We start from the raw sequence: 26343 nt of genomic DNA, 5'->3' as shown, positions 1-26343 counted from the left end.
TTCAGCGAGCATAACGGGGGAGGCGCGGGCGCGAAACGCGGGATGATGCGAAGACGGGTCGCGCCCACCCGCCGCCCCCCTTCACGCCGCGTGCGCGTCCTTCTTGAACGTCACCGGGATCGTCAGATAGTGCACGCCGTTCGCCTCCTTGGCCGGGAACCGGCCGGCGCGGATGTTGACCTGGATCGAGGGCAGGAGCAGGACCGGCGCGGCGAGCGTCGCGTCGCGGGCGGTGCGCATGGCGACGAACTCCTCCTCGCCGACGCCCTCGTGCACGTGTCGGTTGGCGGCGCGCTGCTCGGCGACGGTGGTCTCCCAGGCGTAGTGATCGCGGCCGGGCGCCTTGTAATCGTGGCACATGAACAGCCGCGTCTGCGGCGGCAGCGCCAGGAGCCGCTGGATCGAGGCGTAGAGCCGGCGCGCGTCCCCGCCGGGGAAATCGGCTCGCGCCGTGCCGTAATCGGGCATGAACAACGTGTCGCCGACGAAGACCGCGTCCGCGATCTGGAAAGCGACGTCGGCGGGCGTGTGGCCGGGCACGTAGAGCACCTTCACCTCGAGCGCGCCGAGCGGGAAGGTCTCGCCGTCGGCGAAGAGGTGGTCGAAATCCGATCCGTCGGTCTTCAGGTCCGTCGCGTTGAAGACCGGGCGGAAGATGCGCTGCACCTCCTTGATGTGCTCGCCGATGCCGATCTTGGCTCCGGTCTTCGCCTTGACGTAGGGAGCGCCCGACAGGTGATCGGCATGGGCGTGGGTCTCGAGCGCCCAAACGACGCGATAGCCCTCTTCCAACGCGCGCGCGAGGATCGCCTCGACCGAATCGGTCGTCACCGTGCCGGCCCTGTGGTCGTAATCGAGCACCGGGTCGATGATCGCGGCCTCCTTCGTGCGCGGGTCGGCGACGAGGTAGCTCACCGTGTTCGTCGGCTCGTCGAAGAAGGCGTGGATGATCGGGGCGTCGAGATCGTGCGTCATGGGTTCCTCCGTTTTCTCGCGTCGGGGAGGCCGAGCGCTCTTGACGGATATATAAGTGATCTCTAATTTAGCAACAGCTTTTGGACCTCCGGAAGGATCCGGATGTCCTCGAACCCGAGATCCGCAGGCCACGAACGGAGCCCCCCATGTCCCTTCCCACCATCACCCCCGCCCAGGCGAAGGCCCTCATCGACCAGGGCGCGGTCCTAGTCGACGTGCGCGAGCGCGACGAGCATGCGCGCGAGCGCATCCCCGGCGCGCGCAACGTCGCGCTCTCGGGCATCGATGCGGCGGCGCTGCCCGCTCGGCCCGGGCAGGTCGTCCTGTTCCATTGCAAGAGCGGCATGCGCACGCTCGGCGCCGCCGCCAAGCTCGCCGAGAAGGCGGGGGAGGCGTGCGACGCCTATGTCGTCGAGGGCGGCATCGACGCCTGGCGCAAGGCGGGGCTGCCCGTCGTCGCCGACGCCTCGCAACCGCTCGAGTTGCAGCGCCAGGTCCAGCTCGGGGCGGGCGCGTTCGCCTTCTTCGGCACGCTCGCAGGGGTCTTCCTCGCGCCCGGCTTCCTCGCGATCCCCGCCTTCGTCGGCGCGGGCCTGATGGTCGCGGGCGCGACCGGCTTCTGCGGCCTCGCGCGCGTCCTCGTCCACATGCCGTGGAACCGGAGCCTCAAGGCGCCGGCGCGCGGCGACGGCATGGCGGCCGCGGAATGAGCGCGCTCGCCATAGCCCAAGGGAGCGTCGTCGCGGGCGCGCTCGGCATCGCCTCGGGCTCGCTCGTCGGCTTCGTGCTCGGCCTCGTCGGCGGGGGCGGGTCGATCCTCGCGGTGCCGCTCCTCCTCTATCTCGTCGGCGTGCCGAGCGCGCACGTGGCGATCGGCACGGCGGCGGTGGCGGTCGCGGCGAGCGCGGCGATCAACCTCGCCGCCCATGCCCGCGCGGGCACCGTCAAGTGGCGTTGCGCGGCGCTCTTCGCCGTCTCCGGCATGGTCGGAGCGGCAGGCGGCGCGCAGGTCGGCAAGATGCTGCCGGGGGACGTGCTGATCGGCGGCTTCGCGATCCTGATGCTCGTCGTCGCGGCGCTGATGCTGCGGCGCAAGAGCGCCGTCGGCGACGGCGACGTGCGGCTCGGGCGCGAGAACGCGCTCTGGCTCGTCGGGATCGGGCTCGGCGCGGGCGCGCTCTCGGGTCTGTTCGGCATCGGCGGGGGCTTCCTGATCGTGCCGGGGCTCCTGCTCGCGACGGGCATGCCGATGCTCTACGCGGTCGGCTCCTCGCTCGTCGCGGTCACCGCCTTCGGCGCCACGACGGCGGCGAGCTACGCGCTGTCGGGGCTCGTCGATTGGACGCTCGCGGCGCTCTTCGTCGCCGGCGCCTTCGCCGGCGGCATGATCGGCACGCGCTCGGCCAAGGGGCTGTCGGCCAGGCGCGGGGCGCTCGAGCGGGTGTTCGCGGCATTGATCGTGGCGGTCGCGGCGGCCATGTTGGCGTCGAGCCTCGGGCTGTTCTGACCCGAGGGACCGATTCTCAACCGGAGCGACCGCCCATGCCTGCCGACATCCGCACCGTCACCGAGGACCTCGCCGTCGCCCCCCAGATCGCGCTCGAAGACCTCGCCGCCCTCAAGGCGGCGGGTTTCGCGGCGATCGTCAACAACCGCCCCGACGGCGAGAGCCCCGATCAGCCATCGAGCGCGCAGATCGAGGCGGAGGCGAGCCGGCTCGGCCTCGCCTATCGCCACGTGCCGGTGGTCTCGGGCGCGATGACCATGGACGACGTCGCGGCCTTCGGCGCCGCGCTCGAGGAGCTGCCGAAGCCCGTGCTCGCCTATTGCCGCTCGGGCACCCGCTCCTGCACCGTCTGGGCGCTCTCGCAGAAGGGAGAGGCGCCCGCGGACGAGATCATGAGCCGCGCCGCGAGCGCCGGCTACGATCTCTCCGGCATCCGCCCCTATCTGGAGCGCGACTGACATGCTCGACACGCCCGATCCCCTGCTGCGCGCCCGCGCCTCTTGCGTCGAGGCCATGCCCTCGCCATCTTCGGCCCTCGCGAAGGGACGGGGTGACGGCGTGGCGTCGAGCGGGGATCTGGCGGCTCTCGAGCCGAAGGCGGACAAGGTGGCCGAGCTCCTGGCGGCGCTCGCGCATCCCAAGCGTCTCATGGCGATGTGCCGGATGATGGAGGAGGAGGTCTCGGTGGGTCAGCTCGCCGAGGCGGTGGGGCTCGGCCAATCCGCGCTCTCCCAGCACCTCTCGAAGCTGCGCGCGCTCGGCCTCGTCACCACCCGCCGGGACGGCCAGACCATCTATTACCGCCTCGCCTCGCCCGAGGCGCGCGAGCTGATCGGGACGCTCTATCGCTTGTATTGCGCCTGAGCGCACGGGTCGCGCGCCCGCGCCCCGCGCTCCCGCCGGGGACGGCATCCGTGGCGCCGCCACCGCGCGAGTCCTGCGCGCGCAGGCGCGTCAATCCTCCATTGCGATCAGCGCCGCGTTCCCGCCCGCGGCGGCGGTGTTGATCGTCACCACCTGCTCGGTGAGGAAGCGCAGGAGATAATGCGGGCCGCCGGCTTTCGGGCCGGTGCCCGAGAGGCCGTGGCCGCCGAAGGGCTGCACGCCGACGACCGCGCCGATCATGTTGCGGTTCACGTAGACATTGCCCGTCGAGAGCCGCGCGACCACCCGCTCGACCGTCGTCTCGATGCGCGAATGCACGCCGAGGGTGAGCCCGTATCCGGTGGAATCGATCGCGTCGAGCAGCGCGTCGAGCCGGTCGGCGCGCCAGCGCACCACGTGGAGGACGGGGCCGAAGATCTCCTCGCCGAGGTCCTGGGGCTTGCCGATCTCGAAGAGATGGGGCGCGACATAGGTGCCCTGCGCCGGCGCCTCGCCCGAGAGCCAGACCTTCTTCGCCCGCGCGCGCGAGGCGGCGACGAGCCCGTCGAGCCGCGCCTTCGCCTCCGCGTCGATCACCGGCCCGATCTGGACCGAGACGTCGCGCGGATCGCCGACCTTCAATTCGCGCGCGGCGCCGACGATCATCTCGATCATGCGATCGGCGACGTCCTCCTGCACGCAGAGCAGCCGCAGCGCCGAGCAGCGCTGCCCGGCGGAGCGGAAGGCGGACATCACCACGTCGTCGGCGACCTGCTCGGGGAGCGCGGTCGCGTCCACGATCATCGCGTTGATGCCGCCCGTCTCCGCGATGAGCGGGACGATCGGCCCGTCCTTTTCCGCGAGGGTGCGGTTGATGAGGCGCGCGACCTCGGTCGAGCCGGTGAAGACCACCCCGTCGATGCGCGGATGCGCAACGAGGGCCGCGCCGATCCGCCCGTCGCCCGGCACCAGATGCAGCGCGCCCTTCGGCACGCCGGCCTCGTGCAGGAGCGCGACCGCGTGCGCGGCGACGAGCGGCGTCTGCTCGGCGGGCTTGGCGACGACCGCGTTGCCGGCGGCGAGCGCGGCGGCGATCTGGCCGACGAAGATCGCGAGCGGGAAATTCCACGGCGAGATCGCCACGAACACGCCGCGCGGGCGAAGCGCGAGCGCGTTCGTCTCGCCGGTCGGCCCCGGCAGCAGGGTCGGCGCGCCCATCAGGCGCCTGGCTTCGAGCGCGTAGAAGCGGCAGAAATCGACCGCCTCGCGCAATTCGGCGAGCGCGTCGTCGATCGTCTTGCCGGCCTCCGCCTGGAGGAGGTGGAGGAGGCGGCCGCGGTCGCGCTCCATCAGGTCGGCCGTGCGCGCGAGCATCGCCGCGCGCGCCTCGACGCCCGCTCCGGCGAAGGCGCGCGCGCCGGCGCGGGCGGCCGCGATCGCGCGCGCGACGTCGGCCTCGCGCGTCTCGACGACGGTGCCGACGACGCTCGTCCCATCGATCGGCGAGACGACCGGTCGGGCCTCGCCCGAAAGGCGGGCGCCGTCGACGATCGGGGCGGCCTCGGCCGGCCTCTCGCCGCCCGCGCGGATCTCGGCGAGGAGGCGCGCGAGCGATGCGGCGTCGCCGAGCTCGACGCCCTGCGAATTGGCGCGGTCGCGCCCATACAGATCGCGCGGCAGGGGCAGCTTGCCGTGGCGCGCGCGCTCGGGCGTGCCGACGATCTCCTGCGGCCGGCGCAGCAGGCTCTCGACCGGCACGTTCGGATCGGCCGCGACCGAGACGAAGGAGGAATTCGCGCCGTTCTCGAGGAGGCGCCGCACGAGATAAGCGAGGAGATCGCGATGCCCGCCGACCGGCGCATAGACCCGGCAGCCGATCCCGGGGCGGCGCTCGAGCAGGCGGGCGTAGAGCGCCTCGCCCATGCCGTGCAGGCGCTGGAACTCGTAGCCCTCCGCGTTGCCCGCCCGCGCCACGATCTCGGCGACGGTCAGCGCGTTGTGGGTCGCGAATTGCGGGAAGAGGTGCGGGCGCGCGGCGAGAAGCCGGTCGGCGCAGGCCATGTAGTTGAGATCCGTCATCGCCTTGCGGGTGAAGACGGGATAGTCCGGCAGCCCGCGCTCCTGCGCGCGCTTCACTTCCGTATCCCAATAGGCGCCCTTCACGAGGCGCACCATCAGCCGGCGATCGTGATGCGCGGCGAGCGCCGCGACGTGGTCGATCACGGCCGCCGCGCGCTTCTGATAGGCCTGGATCGCGAGCCCGAACCCGTCCCAGCCGGCGAGATCCGGCGCGGCGAGCACGGCGGCGATCACCTCGAGCGAGAGTTCGAGCCGGTCCGCCTCCTCGGCGTCGATCGTGAAGTTGAGATCGTAGGACTTGGCGCTCTTCGCCAGTTCGAGCACGCGCGGCACGAGTTCGTCCATCACCCGCTCGCGCGAGAGCGCCTCGTAGCGCGGGTGCAGCGCGGAGAGCTTCACCGAGATGCCGGGGCGCTCGGGGAGGGGGCGGTTGCCGGCGGTGCGGCCGATGGCGTCGATCGCGCGCGCATAGCTCTCGTGATAGCGCGCCGCGTCCTCCGCCGTGCGCGCGCCCTCGCCGAGCATGTCGAAGGAATAGCGATAGACGCGTCCCTTGGCCGAGCCCGCCCGCGCGAGCGCCTCCTCGATCGTCTGGCCGAGCACGAAATGGTTGCCCATCACCCGCATCGCCTGGCGCGTCGCGGCGCGCACCGTGGGCGTGCCGAGGCGCTTGGCGAGCTGGCGGACGATGCCCTCCGGCGTCTCGCCCGGTTGGATCACGCGCGCGGTGATGCCGAGCGCCCAGGCCGAGGCCGAGACGAGAAAGGCGCCCGAGCGCGTCTCGTGATGGGCGAAATCGGCCGAGCCGAGCTTGTCCTCGATCAGCCGATCGGCCGTCTGCGCATCGGGCACGCGCAGCAGCGCCTCGGCGAGCACCATCAGCGCGAGCCCCTCGCGGGTGGTGAGCGCGTATTCCCGCAACAGCTCCTCGACGCCGCCGAGCCCCTTCTCGCTCTGCCGGATCGCGCCGATCAGGTCGCGCGCGAGCCCGTCCGCCGCGGCCTCGGTCTCCTCCGGCAGCGGGGCCGCGCGCAGGAGGCGCCTGGCGAGGACGGCGTCGTCCTCCGCATAGGGGGCGACGAAGGCGGGAGCGGGGGTGACCTTGGCGTCCATGGCAGTCTCCGGAGCGAGCGGCGTTCGCGAGCGTGAGATATCCCATCATATCCGCGCTTGCGCCGTGGTTCCATGAAGCTATTCTCGCGAGAACCGGATTATCTGCGCCGATGGAAGGGCTCCGCCGTGAAAGACACGGATCTCGACAAGGTCGACCGCCGCCTCCTCGCGATCCTCCAGGAGGACGGGCGCATCCCCGCGGTCGAACTCGCCGAGCGAATCGGCCTCTCGCCGACCGCGACGGGGGAGAGGCTGCGGCGGCTGCAGAAGGAGGGGGTGATCGCCGGGTTCTCGGCGCGGCTCGATCCGCACCTCCTCGGCCTCGGGCTCCTCGTCTTCGTCGAGGTCTCGCTCGACAAGACGACGCCGGACGTGTTCGAGCGCTTCGCGGCGGCGGTGCGGCGCGCGCCGGAAGTGCTCGAGTGCCACATGGTGGCCGGCGGGTTCGATTACCTCGTCAAGACGCGCGTCGCCGACATGACCGCCTATCGCCGCTTCCTCGGCGACGTCCTCCTCGCGCTCCCCGGCGTGCGCGAGACGCGCACCTACGCGGTGATGGAAGAGGTCAAGTCCGACGGCGCGCTGCCTTTGTGAGGGGGTGGCCGGAGGGGCGAGGCGGGATGGGAGGCGACGAGACGCCGCTCTCCTGCGCCTCGTCACCCCTCTTCGCTCGCGGATCTTTCGGAGGCTGTCATCCCGGGCCGCGAAGCGGACCCGGGACCCATACCCGCGACGCTCGTCCGAGCGCGCATGCCGCGCTCGCTCTGCGACCGAAGAGCGCGAATCGTCGGCGATACGCAGCCTACAGGCTGCGAGGGATATGTCGAGTGTATGGGTCCCGGGTCCGCTTCGCGGCCCGGGATGACAAAGTTTGCAAACTTCACACACGCGGAGGGGAAGGAGAGTGAGCCTCGCTTCCCCGTGCACGTCACCCCGCCACGCTGCGCAGGCGGGTGCGGGGGGCGCGGAAGGCGGTCTCGCGCTCGTTGGCGCGCATGAAGGCGGCGATCTTGGGCGCGATCTCGTTGCGGAAACGCGTCCCGTTGAAGACGCCGTAATGCCCCACGCGCTCCTGCAGGTGGTAGAGCTTCTTCTCGGCGGGGAGGTTCGGCGTGAGCTCGAGGGCGGCCTTGGTCTGGCCGACGCCGGAAATGTCGTCGCGTTCGCCTTCCACCGCCATGATCGCGCAGCGGGTGATCGCTTCGAGATCGACGCGCCGGCCGCGATGCATCATCTCGCCCTTGGGCAGGCTGTGCTTGACGAAGACCGTGTCGACCGTCTGCAGATAGAACTCGGCGGTGAGGTCCATCACGGCAAGATATTCGTCGTAGAATTCGCGGTGCTTCTCGGCCGAATCGCCGTCGCCCTCGACGAGATGGTTGAACATCTCCGCATGCGCCGTGATGTGGCGATCGAGATTCATCGCCATGAAGCCGGAGAGCTGGAAGAAGCCGGGATAGACGTCGCGCCAGAAGCCCGGATTGGGCGGCGGCACCTTCACGATGCAATTGCGCTGGAACCACTCGACGCCGCGCTCCTGGGCGACGAGATTGACCGCGGTGGGCGAGCGGCGGGTGTCGATCGGCCCGCCCATCAGCGTCATCGAGCGCGGAACGCACGGATCGTCGGCCGCCTCCATCAGGGCGACGGCGGCGAGCACCGGCACGGCCGGCTGGCAGACCGCCATCACGTGCGTGTCCGGCCCGAGCATGTGCAGCATGCCGACGACGTAATCGATGTAATCGTCGAGATCGAAGCTGCCCTCGACGAGCGGCACCTCGCGGGCATCCGTCCAATCGGTGATGTAGACCTCGTGGTTGGGCAGGAGCGTCTCGACCGTGCCGCGCAGGAGCGTCGCGTAATGGCCGGACATCGGCGCGACCATCAGCACCTTCGGCTCGGCCGGCGCGTCGGCGCGCCGCAGACGGTCGAAATGGACGAGGCGACAGAAGGGCCGCTCCCACACCACCTGCTCGACCACCGGCACCGCGCGGCCGTCGACGATCGTCTCGTCGAGGCCGAAGGCGGGCTTCCCGTAGCGGCGCGTGAAGCGCTCGAAGAGCTCGCACCCCGCCGCCATCGCGCGCCCGTAGGCGGTGTAGGTCAGCGGATTGACCGGATTCTTGAAGGCGAGGCGGGTCGCGTCGCTCGCCGCGCGCGCGGGCGCGAGCAGCATGTGACCGGCCTCGTACCAGAAATATGCGAGATCCATCCTCGTGCCCACCTTTCGCGTCTCACGCCGTTGCGCCCGCTTCGTCGACGGCGCCGACGCACAGGTCTCTTTCGAACTTGACCGCCTACTGTATGGTTCCAGATGATGGTTGCAACTCGGCAAATGGTCGATCCCGATTTCGACGCGTTTGCAACGACGTTAACCAGCCGTTCCCGCGGCGGCGGCGGGACCCGGTCTCCGCGGCGGGAGCGAATCGCTCGGCGGCAGGGAGTGACGAGAGTGGACATGGCGAGCGAGATCGAGCCGGCGCGGCTCACCGGGAGCGCGCGACGGTTGCGCCTCGACACGCTGGTACGGCTGCGCTGGCTCGCGGTGATCGGCCAGAGCGCGGCGGTGGCGGTCGTGCATATCGGGCTCGGCTTCCAATTGCCGTTCGGCCCCGCCTTCCTGCTGATCGCGGCCTCGGCCGGCCTCAACCTCGCGCTGCGCGTGCATTACCCCGCAAGCCACAGGCTCTCCGACAATGCCGCGACGTTCCTGCTCGCCTTCGACATCGCCCAGCTCGCCGCGCTCCTCTTCCTCACGGGGGGTCTCCAGAACCCGTTCTCGATCCTGTTCCTCGCGCCCGTGCTGATCTCCGCGACGGCGCTGACGCCGCGGCGCACCCTGGCGCTCGGCCTGTTCGTCGTCGGCTGCGCGACGCTGCTCGCCTTCTTCCACCTGCCGCTGCCCTGGCGCGAGGGGGAGGCGATGGGCTTTCCCGCGCTCTACGTCGCCGGTGTCTGGGCGGCGATCCTGCTCGGCACGGGCTTCACCGGCATCTATGCCTGGCGCGTGGCCGAGGAGGCGCGCCAGCTCGCCCAGGCGCTCGCCGCGACCGAGCTCGTGCTCGCCCGCGAGCAGCACCTCTCGCAGATCGACGGTCTCGCGGCCGCGGCGGCGCACGAGCTCGGCACGCCGCTCGCGACGATCGCGCTCGTCTCGAAGGAGCTCTCCAAGCGACTGGCGAACGATGCCGAGATCGCCGAGGACGTCGGATTGCTGCGCGATCAGGTCGAGCGCTGCCGCGCGATCCTGGGCCAGCTCACCGCCCGCGGGCAGGACGGGGAGGGCGGCGAGTTCCTCGAGAACATCACCCTCGTCCACCTCGTCGAGGAGCTGGTCGACCCCCTGCGCGGGATCGGCGTCGCGATCCGCATCGACCGGGCGGAGAACGGGCCGATGCCCCGGGTGCGCCGCAATGCCGGGCTCGTCTACGGGCTCACGAACATCCTCGACAACGCGGTCGACTTCGCCGAGCGGGAGGTCGTGGTCGAGGCGGGCTGGGACGAGCGCGCCCTGTGGATCGAGATCCGCGACGACGGCCCCGGCTATCCGGCGGAGGTCCTCCTGCGGCTCGGCGAGCCCTACGTGACGACCCGCGGCGCCGACAAGCGCGGCCCGGACCAGGACCCGGCGGGGCACGGGCTCGGCGTCTTCATCGCCAAGACGCTGATCGAGCGCACCGGCGCGGTCCTGTCGCTCACGAACGGCATGCGCGAGGGCGTCGGCGCGGTCGCGCGCGTCACGTGGCCCCGCGGCGGCCCATTCGAGACTGCGCCGTGACGTCGCACCGTGGAATCTCGAAAAGGGAGACCTATGTAAGAGCGGCGAGACACGAGGACGCAGGGCGCGTGGGAGCGCGCCGCACAACGGAGATCCCGAGATGATGGACGTCCAGGCCCCCGCTGGCGCGCCGAGCACGGACAAGACGATGGAAGACCGCAGCCTGCTCATCGTCGACGACGATCGCGCCTTCCTGACCCGGCTCGCACGCGCGATGGAGAGCCGCGGCTACGTCGTGCGCATGGCCGAGAGCGTCGCCGAGGGTCTCGCGGCGGTCGACGGCGATCCGCCGGCCTACGCCGTGATCGACATGCGCCTCTCCGACGGCAACGGCCTCGACGTGATCACCCGCCTCAAGGAGAAGCGCCCGGAGGCGCGGGGCGTGGTCCTCACCGGCTACGGCAACATCGCGACCGCCGTCACCGCGGTGAAGCTCGGCGCCTTCGACTACCTCGCCAAGCCCGCCGACGCCGACGAGATCGACAACGCCCTCCAGGCCCGCCCCGGCACCCGCGCCGAGCCGCCGGAGAACCCGATGTCGGCCGATCGCGTGCGCTGGGAGCACATCCAGCGCGTCTACGAGCTGTGCGGCCGCAACGTCTCGGAGACCGCACGCCGGCTCAACATGCACCGGCGGACGCTGCAGCGGATTCTCGCCAAGCGCGCGCCGCGGTGAGGACGCGCGCGCCGCGGTGAGGACACGCGCGCCGCGGTGACGACCCTGCGGCGATGAGCGGGGTCGATCCGCGGGGCGAGCGCGTTAGGTCCGATGATCCCGGATCGAACGCACGGAGCCCCGCCGCGATGATTCTCCCGCGCCTCGTCGCCTGCACCCTTCCCGCCTGGCTCGTCCTCGCGCTGGCGCTCGCCGCCGCGCCGCCCGCCGCGCTTGCGCAGGATCCGCCGCCGGACGAGCCCGGGATCGCCGAGCCGGCGCCGGCTCCCGCTCCGGCAGCGACGGACGAGGCGGAGGCGGAGGTCGCGGCCGAAGACGCCGTCCCCGAGACCGTCGCGCCGCAGCCGCAGGCGCGCGCCCGCGCCGTCTCCGCCGACGGGCAGCGCCTCCCCGATCCCGTCGAGACGCGCCACGCGATCGAGACCCCCGCCGGCGAGCTCGCCTTCGTCGCCCGCGCGGGCGTTCTGACGCTGACCGCCGACGACGGCCGCGAGGAAGCCGACATCGCCTATACCTATTACCGGCTCGAGGGCGCCGATCCGGACACGCGGCCGGTCGCCTTCGTCGTCAATGGCGGCCCCGGCGCGGCCTCGGCCTATCTCCAGCTGATGGCGCTCGGGCCCTTCGTGCTCGAGTTCCCCGACGGCGCGGTGATCCCCTCGCGACGGCCCGACCTCGTCGAGAATCCCGACACCTGGCTCGCCTTCACCGATCTCGTCTTCGTCGATCCCATCGGCACCGGCTTCAGCCGGCTCGTCGGCCCGACCGACCGCCTGCGCGAGCGCTACCTCTCGATGGACGGCGACATCGCCGCGCTCGCGGCCTTCGTCACGCGCTTCACGCTGCGCGAGGAGCGGCTCGCTTCGCCGCGCTTCTTCGTCGGCGAGAGCTATGGCGGCTTCCGGGGGCCGCGCCTCGCCGAGCGTCTCCAGCGCGAGGAGGGGATGGCGCTCTCGGGGCTGGTGCTCGTGTCGCCGGTGCTCGATTTCGGCTTCCGGGAGGGTTCCCAGGCCTCGCCCCTCCCGCGGATGGCGCTCCTGCCCTCCGTCGCCGCCGCGGCGATGGAGAAGGCCGGCGGCATCGACCGCGCCGCGCTCGCCGCGGTCGAGGATTACGCGCGCACCGAATTCGTCGTCGATCTCCTCGCCGGCCTCTCGGACGAGGACGCGCTCTCGCGGATCGTCGCGCGCGTGACGCAGATCACCGGGCTGCCGCGCGATCTCGTGCGCGCCCATGCCGGGCGGCTCGACCTGCGCACCGTCGCGCGCGAGCTCTACCGGGAGGAGGGGCGCATCGCGAGCCTCTACGACGCCAACGTGACGGTGCCCGATCCCGCCCCCGGCGCCGCCTTCCCGCGCGTGCGAGACCCGGTCCTCGACGGGCTCACCGGTCCGCTCACGGCGGGCGCTCAGCGGCTCTATCGCGAGAAGCTCGGCTTCGCGCCCGAGCGCCCCTATCTCGTGCTCAACGGCTCCATCGCCCGCGCCTGGCGCTACGGCGAGGGGCGCGCGTCGCCCAATTCCTTCGAGGCGCTCGCCTCCGCGATGGCGCTCGACGAGACGATGCGCACCCTCGTCGTGCACGGGCTCACCGATCTCGTGACCCCCTATTTCGAGAGCGAGCTGATCCTGCGCCAGCTCCCGGCCGCCATCGCCGCCCGCGTCCGGCTCGAGAATTATCCCGGCGGGCACATGTTCTACACCCGCGCGGAAAGCCGCCGCGCCTTCACGGACGCGGCGCGGGCGCTGTTCGAGGGGAGCGAATGGTGAGCGTTCGCAAATGGTAGCTGGAGGTGTCATCCCCGGCCGGAGCACGCATAGCGTGCGGAGGGGAAGGGGACCCAGCACAGGAAGACGCGTGCGTAAGCACGCTCCTGCCGGCGGCGACCAGCCGCCTCGTCGGCGGCGCAACAGCTTGCTCTGCAAGCGTTTTGTACGCTGGGTCCCCTTCACCTCCGGTCGCTACGCGACCTCCGGCCGGGGATGACACGGGGTGGCGCGTCTCGCTTCAAAAATGCTCCTTGCGCACCACCTCGACGTCCGAGATCGTCACGATCCCGATCTGGCGCTGCAGGAGCTTGTAGACGGGGGCGAGCACCGCGGGGATGCGGCTCTCGTCGAGAACCACGATGACGAGCACCATCTGGCCGGCGTCCGAGACGAGCCCCGCGCGCGACCACGAGCCCTCGCGCCCCCGCCCGGCGAGCGCCGGCACGACCGTGTAGCCCGTCACCCCCAGCCGATCGAGCAGATCGAGGAGCCGGTTGAGGATCGGCGCCTCGACGATCACGTCGAGCCGCTTCTTCTTGTAGGTGGGGATGGCGTCGGTCATGTGATGAATTCCGCGAGCGCGATGTAGAGCGGGATGCCGAGCGTCAGGTTGAAGGGGAATGTCACCCCGAGCGACATCGTAAGGTAGATCGCGGGCCGCGCCTCGGGAAGCGCGAGGCGCATCGCGGCGGGCACCGCGATGTAGGAGGCCGACGCCGCGAGGGTGACGAGGAGCGCCGTGCCGCCCGTCGAGAGGCCGAGCGGAAAGGAGACGATCGCGGCGATGAGCGCCGAAAGCACCGGCATGTAGAGGCCGAAGGCGAGGAGCGGGCGCTCGAGCTCGCGCCAGCCGGTGCGCAGGCCGCGCCCCGCGACGAGGCCCATGTCGAGGAGGAAGAGGCAGAGCACGCCCTGGAACGGATCGACCAAAAAGGGCGCCACGACCGCGAGCCCGCGCTCCCCCGTGATCCAGCCGATCAGGAAGGCGCCCGCGAGGAGCACGATCGAGCCGTTGAGCAGGATCTCGCGGATCAGCGTGCCGTCGCCGCCGTGCCCGTTCTCGAGCCCGAGCTCGGCCTCGCGCGCCGCCGCGGCCTTGCGCGCCCCGCGCGCGAGCCAGAGCGCCGAGAGGATCGCGGGCGCCTCCATCACCGCCGCCACCGCGACGAGATAGCCCTCCGCGCTCATGCCCGAGAGCCGCACCGCCTCCGAGCCGGCGACGAAGGTGACGATCGAGATCGAGCCGTAATGCGCCGCGATCGCCGCCGCGTCGACCCGCGGCAGCTTCGTCGTCAGCGAGAGCAGGCGATAGGCCAAAACCGGGATGCCGAAGGAGAGGAGCGCGCCCACGACGATCGCGCCCACGAGGCGCGCGTCGATGCCGTAGGCCGCCACGCTCGCCCCGCCCTTGAACCCGATCGCCGTCATCAGATAGAGGGCGAGCCCCTTCGCAACCGCTTCCGGCACGACGAGATCCGAGCGCGCCAGCGCCGCCGCGAGGCCGAGCGCGAAGAACAGGACGATGGGCGAGGTGAGGTTGGCGGCGACGAGATCGAACATCGAGGCTCCGGCGACGACACCCGCCGGATGCGTGGCGAGCGCATGCTCGTACCGGATATTCACGCCCCGGTGAAGGGGTTCGGGGTCGCCGAGGGGGCGTGCGGGCATGCTCCTTTCGGCGCGAGACGCCCCGTCGGCGGGGCGCACGAAAAAACCCCGCTCGGGGCGGGGCTCTCGGCGCATCGTGCTCGCGCGAAGGCGGGGAGGGCGGTCAGACCGCCATCCGCTCCTCGCCGTCGGTCGGCTCGCGCAGCACGTAGCCGCGGCCCCAAACGGTCTCGATGTAGTTCTTGCCCTGGCTCGCATTGGCGAGCTTCTTGCGCAGCTTGCAGATGAAGACGTCGATGATCTTCAATTCGGGCTCGTCCATGCCGCCGTAGAGATGGTTGAGGAACATCTCCTTCGTCAGCGTGGTGCCCTTGCGCAGGGAGAGGAGTTCCAGCATCTGGTACTCCTTGCCCGTCAGGTGCACCCGGGCGCCGGCCACCTCGACGGTCTTGGTGTCGAGATTGACGACGAGATCACCCGTCGTGATCACCGATTGCGCGTGGCCCTTCGAGCGGCGCACGATCGCGTGGATGCGGGCGACGAGCTCGTCCTTGTGGAAGGGCTTCGTCAGGTAGTCGTCGGCGCCGAAACCGAGCCCGCGGACCTTGTCCTCGATGCCGGCGAGGCCGGAGAGGATCAGGATCGGTGTCTTCACTTTCGCGACGCGCAACGTCCGCAGGACCTCGTAGCCCGACATGTCGGGCAGGTTCAGGTCCAACAGGATGATGTCGTAATCATAGAGCTTGCCGAGGTCGACACCCTCTTCGCCGAGGTCCGTCGTATAGACGTTGAAGTTCTCGGACTTCAGCATCAGCTCGATGCTCTGCGCCGTCGCGCTGTCGTCTTCGATGAGAAGTACGCGCATCCTTCTATCCCCAGCCTGGTTGTCGAGCGATAGGCAAGCCGAGGCTGCCCGCTCCCGAGGGGTCTCCCCCGCCGAAAAACGCTCTCACCCGTCCGACTCAATCGACGCTACGCCGCAATGGTTAACGAACTGATTCCGTCGCGCAAGGAAATAAGAGCGGAACATACGTAAGTTCCGATAAATTCCTGAACGCACGTCGGATTCGCACCTCTGCACAGCTCACGTCGCACATGAAGAAATCCGTCCAAGCGACTCTTTCGACTCGCTGTCCGCGTGCAGCGCCCTTGCGGGTCACCTCACGGCTCGTGCAGTCTTAACGAAGCGGGTAAACAGAAGGTTGACGCCGGTGCGGGACATTGCCGATTCCGATTCGCGGCTCGTCGCCGCCCGGCGCGCGATCGAGAGCGTGGACGCGCTCTCCGTCTACGGCCGCGTCGCCGCCGTGCGCGGACTCCTCGTCGAGATCGCCGGGCCGATCTCGGCGATGACGCTCGGCGGGCGAATCGACGTCGAGATCGGCGAGGGCAGCCTCGTGCCCTGCGAGGTCATCGGCTTCACGGGCGAGCGCGCGCTCGCGATGCCCTTCGGCTCGCTCGAGGGCGTGCGGCGCGGCTGCGCGGCGCGCGTGCGCGCGGCGGTGCCGGGGGTGCGACCCTCCCCCGAATGGCTCGGGCGCGTCGTCGACGCGCTGGGGCGGCCGATCGACGGCGGCGGGCCGTTGCCGGCGGGCGAGGCGCTGCAGCCCTTCCGCGGCGAGCCGCCCCCCGCCCACACGCGCGCCCGGCTCGGCCCCCCGCTCGACACCGGGGTGCGCGCGCTCAACACCTTCCTCACCTGCTGCGAGGGCCAGCGCATGGGCATCTTCGCGGGCTCGGGCGTCGGCAAGTCGGTGCTGCTCTCGATGCTCGCCCGCAACGCCGCCTGCGACGTCGCGATCATCGGCCTCGTCGGCGAGCGCGGGCGCGAGGTGCAGGAATTCCTGCAGGACGATCTCGGCGAGGCGGGGCTCGCGCGCTCGATCGTCGTCGTCGCGACCTCCGACGAGCCCGCTTTGATGCGCCGCAACGCCGCCTGGCTCACCCTCGCCCTCGCCGAATATTTCCGCGACCGGGGGCTGTCCGTCCTGTGCATGATCGATTCGATCACGCGCTTCGCCATGGCCCAGCGCGACATCGGGCTCGCCGCCGGCGAGCCGCCGACCGCGAAGGGCTATACGCCGACCGTGTTCGGCGAATTGCCGCGCCTCCTCGAGCGCGCCGGGCCCGGCCCCGTCGGCACGGGCACGATTACCGGCCTGTTCACGGTGCTCGTCGAGGGCGACGACCACAACGAGCCGGTGGCGGACGCGGTGCGCGGCATTCTCGACGGCCACGTCGTGATGACGCGCGCCATCGCCGAGCGCGGCCGCTATCCGGCGATCGACGTGCTCAAATCCGTCTCGCGCACGATGCCGCGCTCCTGCGACCCCGCTTATCTCGACGCCGTCGTCGAGGCGCGGCGCCTGATGGCGACCTACGCGGACATGGAGGACCTGATCCGGCTCGGCGCGTATCGCAAGGGTTCCTCTGCGGAAGTCGACGAGGCGATCGCCGTGGTTCCGGACCTCGACAGGTTTCTCCAGCAGGGTAAGGAAGAGTCAACCTCCATCGGCGATGGTTACCGCCGTCTCGCGGCGATCTTGGGCACGCCGCGTGGTTGAGAGGATCCCCTGGAGTGAGTTGCGATGAAGTCGCGTGAAACGCTCATCCGCTTGAAGCGCTTCCAGCTCGACGAGAAGCGCCGCAAGGTCGCGCAGATCGAGATGATGATCGCCGATTTCGATCGGATGGCGGTGGATCTCGAGCGCGAGATCCAATCGGAGGAGCAGAAGGCGGGGATCACCGATCCCGCGCATTTCGCCTATCCGACCTATGCCAAGGCGGCCGCGCAGCGTCGCGACAACCTCAAGCGCTCCGCGGACGATCTGAAGGAGACGCTCGACCGGGCCCAGGCGGAGCTCGCCGAGGCGGTCGAGGAGCTCAAGAAGGTCGAGATCCTCGAGGACCGCGAGCGGGGCGTCGAACGCGCCGCGGCCGGGGCCCGCGAGCAGGCGGCCCTCGACGAGATCGCGCTTGCGCGCAGCGCGCGCACCTATTGAGCGGCTGCGACGCGATCGCGACTTGCGCCCGCGCCGGACCTAAGCAATTCTCCGGATGAGCCGCGCTCCTGCGGCATCCCCTCGATACGCCGCGGCCTCCACCGAGCGCCGCGGCTCCCGACATTCGGAGACCACGTGATGACGATCAAGGTCGGCGATCGCCTGCCCGAGGCGACCTTCCGCGCGATGACGGCGGAGGGGCCGCAGGTCCGCGCCACGGACGACGTGTTCAAGGGCCGCAAGGTCGTGCTCGTCGCCGTGCCCGGCGCCTTCACGCCCACCTGCAGCATGAACCACGTGCCCGGCTATCTCGAGCACCACGCCGCCTTCAAGGACAAGGGCGTCGACGCGATCGTGGTGACCGCGGTCAACGACCCGTTCGTGATGGGCGCCTGGGAGAAGGCGCTCGGCAACGAGGGCAAGCTCGAATTCGTCGCGGACGGCTCGGCCGAGTTCGCGCGCGCCATCGGCCTCGAGCTCGACGGCTCGGGCTTCGGGCTCGGCATCCGCTCGAAGCGCTACGCCATGATCGTCGAGGACGGCGTCGTGCGCGAGATCGCGGTCGAGGAGGCCCCCGGCAAGGCCGAGACCTCCGGCGCGCAGGCGATCCTCGCCAAGCTCTGAGCGCAGCGCTCAGATTTTGAATATCTTTCGTTGCGGTGCCATCCCGGACGCCGAAGGCGATCCGGGACCCGTAACCACGACGTGTCAGTCGCAGCCTGTGGGCTGCGTTTCTCCGACGAAAGCTGCCCAACCGGAGCGGAGCGAGCGCGGCATGCGCGCTCGTACGGTCGTCGAGGTTATGGGTCCCGGGTCCGCTTCGCGGCCCGGGATGACAACACTAGAAAGTCTCGCAGACTCTCAGCGGTGGATGGCGGGCGGCGGGGGCGGTGGCGCGATCGGCGGCATCGTCTCGAGCCGGTTGAGACGCTCGCGCATCATCTGGTTCTCGAAGCGCTGGTGGCGCTCCATCTCGCCGATCTGGCGCTGGATCGCGCCGGCGCGGTTGAGCTGGTCCACCGTGCGCTCCGCGTCGCTCGTCCGCGGCAGCGCGATCTGCGCGGCGGCGGGCACGACGAGGCTCGGCGCCGCGATCGCGGCGGCGAGGAGGCCGAGGACGAGGGCTCGAGACAGGCGGGTTCTGGTCATGGCGCCAATATGGGTGTGTCGGCTGCGCCGCGCTAGATCGGCGTCGTCGATCCGTCCGCGTCAAACCGCCCGCGAATGCCGCGTCGCGGCCGGCGCCCAATAGGCGTCGAGGCGGGCGGCGACGTTGCGCACGTGGAAGCGCGCATGCGGCAGGACGCGCACCTGCCGCCCCTCGATCGCGCACAGCCCGTCCTCGGCCAGAGGCGCCAGCCGGGCGAGATCGGCGTCGAAGGTCTCCTCGGGGAATCCGTGGGCGCGGGCGAGGGCGCCGAGATCGACCGCGAAGGCGCCCATCAGCCGCTCGATCGCATCGCGCCGCATCCGGTCCTCGGGCGTCGCCGCGATGCCGCGCACGACCGGGATGCGGCCCTCGTCGATCGCTTGCGCCCATTTGCCGAGATGCGGCTCGTTCTGCGCGTAGCCGAGCGGCAGCGCACCGATCGCGGAGGCCCCGAGCCCGATCAGCACCTCGCCCTGATCCGTCGTGTAGCCCTGGAAATTGCGCTTGAGCGTGCCCTCCCGCGCGGCCTTCGCCATCGGATCGTCGGGATGGGCGTAATGGTCGAAGCCGATCTGCGTCCAGCCGGCCTCCGCGAAGGCGTCCGCCGCCGCCTGCGCCTGCGCGAGGCGCTCGGCGGCGCCGGGCAGGAGCGCGGCGTCGATCGCCGCCTGGTGCTTGGCGAACCAGGGCACATGGGCGTAGCCGAACACCGCCGCGCGCTCCGGCTCGAGCGCGAGCACCGCCGCGATCGAGGCGCGCACATGCGCGACGTCCTGCTTCGGCAGCCCGTACATCAGGTCGACGTTGATCCGCTCGATCCCCACCGACCGGAGCAGCGCGAAGGTGGCCGCGACGGTCTCCATCGGCTGGATGCGGTTGACGAGACGCTGGATCTCCGGGTCGATGTCCTGGATGCCGAGCGAGACCCGGTTCACGCCCGCCCGCGCCAGCGCTTGCGCCATCGCGGGGGTGAGCGTGCGCGGATCGATCTCCACCGCGATCTCGGCGTCCTCCACGAAGGGGAAGAGCGCCCGCAGGCGCGCGATCACGGCCTCGAAGTCTTCAGGCGCGAGAATGGTCGGCGTGCCGCCGCCGAAATGCAGATGGGCGACGGGCCCCTTGTTCGGCATCGCCGCCGCCACGAGCTCCGCCTCCCGCTCGAGCCGCCGCGCATAGCGCGCGATGCGGGCATCGTCGTTGAGCACGCTCGTGTGACAGCCGCAATACCAGCACAGCACCCGGCAATAGGGCACGTGCACATAGAGCGACAGCGGCGTCCCCCCGTCGAGCCCCGCGAGCCAATCGCGATAGGCCCCCTCGTCGACCCCCGGCCCGAACTGGGCCGCCGTCGGATAGGACGTGTAGCGGGGCACCGTCTCGAGCGCGTAGGCGGGCGGAACGGTGGGGCGAGGAGAGGAGGAGCGGGGGGAGGGGGAGGTCTTGCGCATGGAGGGAGAATGGCGCGCGGGAGGCGCGGCGTCCTTGATCTCGCGCAAGCGCCGATCAGACCTCCGCGCCGTTCATCATCCCTTCCTTCGCGAGGTGTCCGCCCAGGCCGGAGCCGCGGTTGATCCATTCCCGCAGGACGACGATCGTCGTCAGCGAACGCACCTCGGGGTGGCGCCCGAGCTTTTCGCGCAGCGTGTCGATCTCCGCGGCCGACGCGGCGGCGACGAGCACCATGGCGTCGAGATCGCCCGCGGTCGACCAGAAGCCGACCACCTCCGGCCAGCCCGAGATGGTCGCGTGGACGAGCTTGCACATCGGCCGGTGGAGGCGGAGCTGGAAGAAGGCGCGGGCGTGCTGGTCCGGCGCATCGGCCTCGGCGAGCTCGACGGTGAAGCGCCGGATGATCCCGCGCTCGCGCATGAGGTCGATGCGGTCCTTCACGGTGGTCCGCGAGACGCCGACGAGCCCCGCGATCTCCGAGACGGTCCGTCGCGCGTCGAGGCGCAGGAGCGCGAGAATGCTCCGGTCGGTCTCCGTGAGCTGCATGGGGAGCGGTCCGCGATCATCCCTGCTCATGACGATGGTCCCGACTGGCAGCGGGGGAGGCATCGGCCCGCCCCTCGAAACCTTTCATAGGACAAGCTCGCCGATTTGCAAGCCGTCCTGCAATTCGAAGGGGTGCTTTGCGCACGCTGCTATGAGAACAGACGAGCGGGAAACGCAAACAATGAGAGGCAGAAATGGAAGTCGCCTGGTACGCTCGCGGAGACCTTCAGAAAAGGCGAAATGACGTTGCTCTGCGGCTTTCGCCGACTCTGCTCGAATTGCACCATTTCAGCGGTGCTAGATCGAGCGCGCCTGTGCCGCCGGCGTAGTGCCTAACCCCATTGCACAGTTGCCGAGAAGGGTTATCGCTAGGCGCTCTCCCGTCAGGAAGAGATACAGCCGAAAACGTCACAACCACTCCAGAACGCTTTCGTCAGCAAGATAACACGAGCTAGAAGAGGAAAAAGGATGCCGCAGCCGATTCTTTGTGCAAGTGCTTCCTTGTTGGTTATCGACGTTCAGCAAGGCTTCACAATTATGGAAAAGCGAGGACGACGGAGGAACAATTTGGATGCGATTCAAATTATAGGTGAATTATTGAACGCATTTCGCCATAGAAACTCTAAAGTGGTTCACATACGGCATTCATCTGTCGAGAAAAACTCTTTATTTCGATACAATAATGAGGGATTTTCTGTTATCCCGGAGGCTAAAGAAGTTACAGGTGAACCTGTTATTTTAAAGTCGACGAATAGCAGCTTTATTGGCACAAATCTCGACTCAATCTTGCGGGCTTCTGGAGTAAATACCGTGATCATATGCGGAGCTACAACAAATCATTGTTGCGAAACTACGGCCAGGATGGCTGGCAATATGGGCTACAGGACTTTGTTTGCCTCAGACGCAACGTGGACATTTGATCTAACCTGTAGAGATGGAACAACAATACCAGCAGAATGCGTTCACGAAATGACATTGGCAAATTTGGATGGAGAGTTTGCGGAAGTTCTAACAGCTCATAAAATAATAGAACTGCTCTCATAAAGTTGTATCCATAGATGTCCTCCGGCGTGATGTAATTGGCGCGGAGCACATCCCTCCCCTACGGGGAGGGATTGCGTGGCTCCAATGCGACGCCGTCCGCGATCCGGTCGCTCGGGTGGAGCACCACGCGCTCGCCGGGTTCGAGCCCTTCGAGCACCTGAGCCGTCTGCATCGTGCGCTCTCCGAGCGCGACGCGGCGGGTGCGGGCGCGGTCCTCGCCGTCGACGACGAAGACCGCCCATTCGCCTCCCTCGCGGAAGAGGGCGCCGAGCGGGACCTGGACGACGTCGTTCGCCTGCCAGACGGAGATGCGCGCGACGACGCGGAAATTGTGGCCGAGCCGTCCCCGATAGGCCTCCGGCTCGAGGAGCGCGATGACGGTGCGCACGCGCTGTTCCTCGATGCCGAGCGCGGAGACGCGGGTGAAGGCGGTCGGCTCGACGCGCACCACCCGGCCCTGGAGCGCCGGTCCGCCCCAGCCGTCGACGATCGCCGGTGCGCCGGGCTCGACGCGCACGGCATCGCGCGACAGGAGATCGACGACGACCTCGAGCCGGCCCGGATCGCCGACCTCGACGAGGGGCGTGCCGGGCTGCACCACCTGCTCGCTCTCGACCATGATGCGCAAGACCCGCCCGTTCACCGGCGCGCGCACCTCGATGCAGCAGCCGGTGCCGCGGCCCTCGTCGAGACCGGGCTGGATGAGGGCCGCCTGCGCGCTCTCCAATTCGCGCACGCGCACCTCCTGCGCCGCCTGCGCGCTCGCGAGCGCGGATTGGGCGGTGGCGACCTGGAGGCGGATGCGGTCGAGCTCGCGCGCGGAGATCGTCTCGCGCCGCGCGAGTTCGAGCGCCCGGTCGAGATCGGCTTGCGCGAAGTCGAGCTCGGCCTGCGCCTGGGCGACCTGCGCCTGAGCGAGCCCCACGCCCGATTGCGCCGCCGCCACCGCCGCCTGTGCGCCCCGCATGGCCCGCACGTCGAGGAAGGCGGGCTGGGCGGGCTCGATCACCGCGAGCACCGTGTCGCGCGCCTGCACGACGTCGCCGACCCGTCGCGGCGAGCGCTGGACGGTGCCGCCGGTGGGCGCCGAGACCGTGTAGACGTCCTCGATGCGCGTCACGCCCTCGTCGTCGACGGTGACGGTCAGCGCGCCCGTGCCGATCGTGACGAGATCGGCGGGAATCGGGCGCGGCCACAGCGCCCAGGCGGTGAGGGCGGCGATGGCGAGGATTGCGATGGCGGCGAGGAGGCGGGTCATGGGGCTGGTCTCTGGCAGGCGGGCGGGCTCATTCGCGGGTCTTGAGGACCTCGATCAGATCGAGGCGATCGATGCGTCGGCGCACGACGAGCGCCGAGACGAGGCTCGCCGCGATCACGACGAGCGACGCGTAGGCATAGACCTCCGGCCCGACGACGAGCGGCACCCGGAACAATTCCGAATCGAAGGCGGACACCATCGCGACGGCGAAGCCGTAGCCGATCAGCCAACCGAGCGGCTGGGCGAGGATCGTGATCAGCGCGAGTTCGGAGAGGAGGATCCAGGAGATCTCGCCGCGCGTGAAGCCGAGCACCCGCAGCGAGGCGAGCTCGCGCCCCTGCTCGGAGAGCGAGATGCGCGCGAAATTGTAGACCACGCCGAAGGCGATGATCGCCGCGAGCACCACGTAGATCGAGACCATCATCAGGATGTTCTCGGCGAGCGTCTCGCGGAATTTCTGGAGCGAGACGCCCTGCAACGCGATGAAGCGCGCGGCCGGGATGTCCTTCAGCGCGGAGAAGAGCGCGTCCGCCTGGTCGGGGTCGAAGGCGACGTGCACCCCCGTCACCCGCTGCCCCTCGCGCGCGAGCGCGTCGACATAGTCGAGATCGGCATAGGCCATCAGGCCGAGATAGCCTTGGATCACCATGGCGACGGGGACGTCCAGCGTGCGGCGCGTGCCCTCGAGCAGCTCGATCTCGACGAGGTCGCCCGCGCGCACGTTCAGGATCTGCGCGAGCGCGTCCGAGATCGCGATGCCGCTCTCGGGGAGCGTGACGGGCCGGTAATCCTCGTCGAGGACGCGGGAGAGGTCGGCGCCGGGCGGCTTGCCGGTGATCGCGACGCGCCGCTCGACATGGCCGCGGCGCATCTTCACGCCGATCGCGCGATAGGGTTCGGCATTCATCACCCCCGGCAGCCGCGCCACCGCCTGCACTGCCGAGGGATGGCGCTCGCCGGCGAAATTGATGGTCGCGTCCTGCCGCTCCGCCTGGTGGAAGGTGACGTCGATCATGTGCTCGATCGAGCCGTAGGACCACAGCGAGCCGACCAGGATCGCGGTCGCGAGCGACACGCCCAGAAGCCCCCCTCCCGTGCGCACGGGGAAGCGCACGAGATGGCGCAGCGGCATCACGCCCGATTGCGGCATACGCAACGCGTCGTGGATGCGATCGAGGAGGGTGCGCCGGTAGCGCGCGGGCGCGGGCGGCGTCATCGCCACCGCCGGGGCGAGCCGCACGACGTCGGCGACCGCCTTGACCGCGCCGACGATCGCGGCGGCGAGCGTCACGCCGATCGAGACGAGGTAGACGCCCGGATCCATGCGGAAGATCAGGAAGGGGAAGTGGAAGAAGTCGCCGTAGAGCCGCGTCAGCGAGGTTCCGAGCCAGGTCCCCGCGAGGGCGCCGATGGCGGCCCCGATCAGCGCGATCACCGAGACGAACTTCAAATAATGCAGCCCGACCGCGATGTCCGAATAGCCGAGCGCCTTGAGGAGCCCGATCTGCTCGCGCTCGAGGGTGATCAGCCGCGCGAGCGTCATGTTCACGAGGAAGGCCGCCACCAGGAGGAAGATCGGCGGCAGGATCCGGCTCATCGCCTCGAGCTGGGTGAGTTCGGAATCGAGGAAGGCGTGGGAGAGTTGGTCCTCGCGCCCGTGCGCGCCCGCGCCGCCATAGGGCGCGAGCAATCGGTCGAGCTCCTGGATCACGGCCGCCTCCGAGGCGCCGCGCAGGAGGCGCAGATGCACGTTCGAGAAGGCGCCCGCGAGATCGTAGGCCGAGGCGAGCGTCTCGCGCGACATCCAGACGACGCCGAAGCGCCGATCGTCCGGCATCAGGTCCCAGGGCCCGAGCGTGTAGATGAATTCCGGCGAGAGCGCCGTGCCGACGACGCGCAATTCGCGCTTGCGGCCGTTCAGGATCGCCGAGAAGGTCGAGCCGATGGAGAAGCCGTGGGCGTTCGCGAAGGGCTCGGAGACGACGACCTCGCGCTCGTCGGCCGGCAGCGGCAGGCGCCCGGAGCGCAAGGTGATGAGGTCGAGCCGCTGCTCGCCGATATCGGGCAGCGAGACGAGGATGGCGGAGGCCGGCTCGCGCATGTCGGGCAGATCGAGGAGCGCGATGTTCGAGATCCGCGTCTCGACGGCCCCCACCCCGTCGATCCGCGCGATCTCGTCGGCGAGGGCTTCGGGCGCGCGGGTGACGCCGGCGAAGACGTCGGCGAAGCGGTTGCGCTCGTAATAGGCCTCGCGCGTCTCGTAGAGCGAATCGTGTGCGCCCACCGCCAGGATCAGCGTGGCGACGCCGGCCGCCATCACGAGGGCGATCGCCAGAGCCTGCGCCCAGAGCCGCCGCAGATCGCGCAGGACTTTTCGGTCGAGCGCGTTCATGGCGACGCCTCCGGGGCGAGCCTCGGCGCAAGGCTGTCATCCCGGGCCGCGAAGCGGACCCGGGACCCATAACCACGACGGCCGATCGAGCGCGCATGCCGCGCTCGTTCGCCGACGGTGCAGCGTCGTCGCTCGTCGGAGAAACGCAGCCTGCAGGCTGCGACCGAGGCGTCGAGTGTATGGGTCCCGGATCGCCTTCGGCGTCCGGGATGACAGGCCGGAGAGTCTGCTTTCCCGTGAGAAACCCCCATCGCGCTCACCACTCGATCTCGGCCGGCTGGCGGCGCGTCGGGTTCGTCTCGCTCGCGACGATGCGGCCGTCGGCGAAGCGGATGACGCGGTGGGCGGTCTCGGCGATGGCGGCGTTGTGGGTGATGACCAGAGTGGTCGCGCCGAAGGCCTCGTTGACGCGGATCAGCGCCTCGAGAACGCGGATGCCGGTCGCCGAATCGAGCGCGCCCGTCGGCTCGTCGCACAAGAGCACCTCGGGACGCTTGGCGATGGCGCGGGCGATGGCGACGCGCTGCTGCTCGCCGCCGGAGAGCTGGGCGGGGAAATGGTCCATGCGCGCGCCGAGCCCCACGATGTCGAGCGCCTCTTCCGCCCGCATCGGGCGCTTGGCGATCTCGGTGACGAGGCGCACGTTCTCGCGCGCGGTCAGGCTCGGCACGAGATTGTAGAACTGGAAGACGAAGCCGACATGGTCGCGCCGGTAGCGGGTGAGCGTGCGGTCGTCGGCATGGGAGAGGTCCCGGTCCTGGAACCAGGCCTCGCCGGAGGAGGGCCGGTCGAGCCCGCCGATGATGTTGAGGAAGGTCGACTTGCCCGAGCCGGACGGCCCGAGCAGCACGATGAACTCGCCCGCGCGGGCCTCGAAATCGACACCACGCAGAGCGTGCACCGCGACCTCGCCGGAGGTGTAGACCTTCGCGAGCGCGCGGGTTCTGAAGACGATCGGGGGAGCGACATCGCCAGTCATGAATCGAAAGAAACACCGGTTTATGGGCGCGCTGCGATGACATGGATCAAGCGGCTACCGAAATCGGCGTGTTTTTCTCCGAAATCACACTTTCGCCTGGATTGGGCCAAATGCCGGCCCCGATAGGCTGCGAAAAGCAACCATGCCTCGGTGG

At 69.8% G+C, this 26343-nt stretch carries 24 protein-coding genes; 12 read left to right on the top strand and 12 right to left on the bottom strand.

Going from position 1 to position 26343, the window contains the following annotated elements; genetic code table 11:
- Positions 1–81: 81 nt before the first annotated feature.
- Positions 82–975: an MBL fold metallo-hydrolase gene (locus ACK4UM_RS01985; protein ID WP_409794855.1), complete on the bottom strand. Its 894-nt coding sequence runs from the start codon at positions 973–975 to the stop codon at positions 82–84.
- A 146-nt stretch (positions 976–1121) separates the two neighbouring features.
- Here ACK4UM_RS01985 and ACK4UM_RS01980 point away from each other — a divergent pair, with 146 nt between their 5' ends.
- From ACK4UM_RS01980 to ACK4UM_RS01965, 4 genes are read left to right on the top strand one after another with little or no spacing between them, the layout of a single operon-like run.
- The gene (locus ACK4UM_RS01980) at positions 1122–1685 is read left to right on the top strand and encodes a rhodanese family protein (protein ID WP_409794852.1); all 564 of its coding nucleotides are present in this window, start codon (positions 1122–1124) and stop codon (positions 1683–1685) included.
- Positions 1682–2482, top strand: coding sequence for a sulfite exporter TauE/SafE family protein (locus tag ACK4UM_RS01975; RefSeq protein ID WP_409794849.1), 801 nt, complete (start codon positions 1682–1684; stop codon positions 2480–2482). Before ACK4UM_RS01980 ends, ACK4UM_RS01975 begins: the two co-directional genes overlap by 4 nt.
- A gap of 35 nt (positions 2483–2517) precedes the next feature.
- Positions 2518–2940 (top strand): TIGR01244 family sulfur transferase, encoded by a 423-nt coding sequence (locus tag ACK4UM_RS01970; RefSeq protein ID WP_409794846.1) that lies wholly within the window; start codon positions 2518–2520, stop codon positions 2938–2940.
- A gap of 55 nt (positions 2941–2995) precedes the next feature.
- Positions 2996–3346 carry an ArsR/SmtB family transcription factor gene (locus tag ACK4UM_RS01965; RefSeq protein ID WP_409795156.1) on the top strand — a complete coding sequence of 117 codons (351 nt, stop codon included), beginning with the start codon at positions 2996–2998 and terminating at the stop codon, positions 3344–3346.
- Positions 3347–3436: 90 nt separating this feature from the next.
- Here the strand turns inward: ACK4UM_RS01965 and putA are convergent, their stop codons facing one another.
- Positions 3437–6538, bottom strand: a complete 3102-nt coding sequence (gene putA, locus ACK4UM_RS01960) for a bifunctional proline dehydrogenase/L-glutamate gamma-semialdehyde dehydrogenase PutA (RefSeq protein WP_409794843.1) — start codon at positions 6536–6538, stop codon at positions 3437–3439.
- A gap of 126 nt (positions 6539–6664) precedes the next feature.
- On the opposite strand from putA, the gene ACK4UM_RS01955 reads away from it, so the two are divergent.
- The gene (locus ACK4UM_RS01955) at positions 6665–7132 is read left to right on the top strand and encodes an Lrp/AsnC ligand binding domain-containing protein (protein WP_409794841.1); all 468 of its coding nucleotides are present in this window, start codon (positions 6665–6667) and stop codon (positions 7130–7132) included.
- A gap of 334 nt (positions 7133–7466) precedes the next feature.
- Here ACK4UM_RS01955 and ACK4UM_RS01950 read toward each other — a convergent pair whose 3' ends face one another.
- A complete protein-coding gene (locus tag ACK4UM_RS01950; protein WP_409794838.1) occupies positions 7467–8750 on the bottom strand; it encodes a polyhydroxyalkanoate depolymerase in 1284 nt (427 codons plus the stop codon).
- A gap of 246 nt (positions 8751–8996) precedes the next feature.
- On the opposite strand from ACK4UM_RS01950, the gene ACK4UM_RS01945 reads away from it, so the two are divergent.
- The 3 genes from ACK4UM_RS01945 (at position 8997) to ACK4UM_RS01935 (ending at position 12761) form a co-directional block, all read left to right on the top strand.
- The gene (locus ACK4UM_RS01945; protein WP_409794835.1) at positions 8997–10316 is read left to right on the top strand and encodes an ActS/PrrB/RegB family redox-sensitive histidine kinase; all 1320 of its coding nucleotides are present in this window, start codon (positions 8997–8999) and stop codon (positions 10314–10316) included.
- A 100-nt stretch (positions 10317–10416) separates the two neighbouring features.
- Positions 10417–10992, top strand: a complete 576-nt coding sequence (locus ACK4UM_RS01940) for an ActR/PrrA/RegA family redox response regulator transcription factor (RefSeq protein WP_409794832.1) — start codon at positions 10417–10419, stop codon at positions 10990–10992.
- A 128-nt stretch (positions 10993–11120) separates the two neighbouring features.
- Positions 11121–12761: a S10 family peptidase gene (locus ACK4UM_RS01935; RefSeq protein WP_409794829.1), complete on the top strand. Its 1641-nt coding sequence runs from the start codon at positions 11121–11123 to the stop codon at positions 12759–12761.
- Between the two features lie 238 nt (positions 12762–12999).
- On the opposite strand, the gene ACK4UM_RS01930 is transcribed toward ACK4UM_RS01935, so the two are convergent.
- The 3 genes from ACK4UM_RS01930 to ctrA all read right to left on the bottom strand — a co-directional run bounded on the left by ACK4UM_RS01930 (position 13000) and on the right by ctrA (position 15234).
- On the bottom strand, positions 13000–13323 hold the full coding sequence (locus tag ACK4UM_RS01930; RefSeq protein ID WP_409794826.1) for a DUF190 domain-containing protein: 324 nt from the start codon (positions 13321–13323) through the stop codon (positions 13000–13002).
- Positions 13320–14321, bottom strand: a complete 1002-nt coding sequence (locus tag ACK4UM_RS01925) for a sodium-dependent bicarbonate transport family permease (protein ID WP_409794823.1) — start codon at positions 14319–14321, stop codon at positions 13320–13322. The genes ACK4UM_RS01930 and ACK4UM_RS01925 overlap by 4 nt, the downstream gene beginning before the upstream one ends.
- 211 nt (positions 14322–14532) lie before the next feature.
- Positions 14533–15234, bottom strand: a complete 702-nt coding sequence (gene ctrA / locus ACK4UM_RS01920) for a response regulator transcription factor CtrA (RefSeq protein WP_409794819.1) — start codon at positions 15232–15234, stop codon at positions 14533–14535.
- Positions 15235–15589: 355 nt separating this feature from the next.
- On the opposite strand from ctrA, the gene fliI reads away from it, so the two are divergent.
- From fliI to ACK4UM_RS01905, 3 genes are all read left to right on the top strand, one after another.
- Entirely contained in the window at positions 15590–16933 is a 1344-nt protein-coding gene (gene fliI, locus ACK4UM_RS01915) for a flagellar protein export ATPase FliI (RefSeq protein WP_409795153.1), read from the top strand.
- 24 nt (positions 16934–16957) lie between these two features.
- Positions 16958–17371, top strand: a complete 414-nt coding sequence (gene fliJ / locus ACK4UM_RS01910) for a flagellar export protein FliJ (RefSeq protein WP_409794816.1) — start codon at positions 16958–16960, stop codon at positions 17369–17371.
- Between the two features lie 138 nt (positions 17372–17509).
- Positions 17510–17995: a peroxiredoxin gene (locus ACK4UM_RS01905; protein ID WP_409794813.1), complete on the top strand. Its 486-nt coding sequence runs from the start codon at positions 17510–17512 to the stop codon at positions 17993–17995.
- 237 nt (positions 17996–18232) lie between these two features.
- Here ACK4UM_RS01905 and ACK4UM_RS01900 read toward each other — a convergent pair whose 3' ends face one another.
- The 3 genes from ACK4UM_RS01900 to ACK4UM_RS01890 are packed head-to-tail and all read right to left on the bottom strand — an operon-like array spanning position 18233 to position 20516.
- A complete protein-coding gene (locus ACK4UM_RS01900) occupies positions 18233–18520 on the bottom strand; it encodes a hypothetical protein (RefSeq protein ID WP_409794811.1) in 288 nt (95 codons plus the stop codon).
- Between the two features lie 60 nt (positions 18521–18580).
- Positions 18581–20017: an oxygen-independent coproporphyrinogen III oxidase gene (hemN, locus tag ACK4UM_RS01895; protein ID WP_409794808.1), complete on the bottom strand. Its 1437-nt coding sequence runs from the start codon at positions 20015–20017 to the stop codon at positions 18581–18583.
- Positions 20018–20024: 7 nt separating this feature from the next.
- A complete protein-coding gene (locus ACK4UM_RS01890) occupies positions 20025–20516 on the bottom strand; it encodes an Lrp/AsnC family transcriptional regulator (RefSeq protein ID WP_409794806.1) in 492 nt (163 codons plus the stop codon).
- Between the two features lie 468 nt (positions 20517–20984).
- On the opposite strand from ACK4UM_RS01890, the gene ACK4UM_RS01885 reads away from it, so the two are divergent.
- Entirely contained in the window at positions 20985–21560 is a 576-nt protein-coding gene (locus tag ACK4UM_RS01885) for a cysteine hydrolase family protein (protein WP_409794803.1), read from the top strand.
- 58 nt (positions 21561–21618) lie between these two features.
- On the opposite strand, the gene ACK4UM_RS01880 is transcribed toward ACK4UM_RS01885, so the two are convergent.
- The 3 genes from ACK4UM_RS01880 to ACK4UM_RS01870 all read right to left on the bottom strand — a co-directional run bounded on the left by ACK4UM_RS01880 (position 21619) and on the right by ACK4UM_RS01870 (position 26189).
- On the bottom strand, positions 21619–22818 hold the full coding sequence (locus tag ACK4UM_RS01880; RefSeq protein WP_409794800.1) for an efflux RND transporter periplasmic adaptor subunit: 1200 nt from the start codon (positions 22816–22818) through the stop codon (positions 21619–21621).
- Between the two features lie 28 nt (positions 22819–22846).
- The gene (locus ACK4UM_RS01875; RefSeq protein ID WP_409794797.1) at positions 22847–25210 is read right to left on the bottom strand and encodes an ABC transporter permease; all 2364 of its coding nucleotides are present in this window, start codon (positions 25208–25210) and stop codon (positions 22847–22849) included.
- Positions 25211–25466: 256 nt separating this feature from the next.
- Positions 25467–26189 (bottom strand): ABC transporter ATP-binding protein, encoded by a 723-nt coding sequence (locus ACK4UM_RS01870; protein WP_409794794.1) that lies wholly within the window; start codon positions 26187–26189, stop codon positions 25467–25469.
- Between the last annotated feature and the right edge of the window lie 154 nt (positions 26190–26343).

Source organism: Salinarimonas sp. (assembly GCF_046292825.1).
Classification (GTDB): domain Bacteria; phylum Pseudomonadota; class Alphaproteobacteria; order Rhizobiales; family Beijerinckiaceae; genus Salinarimonas.
This window is presented reverse-complemented; position numbering and strand designations above follow the sequence as displayed.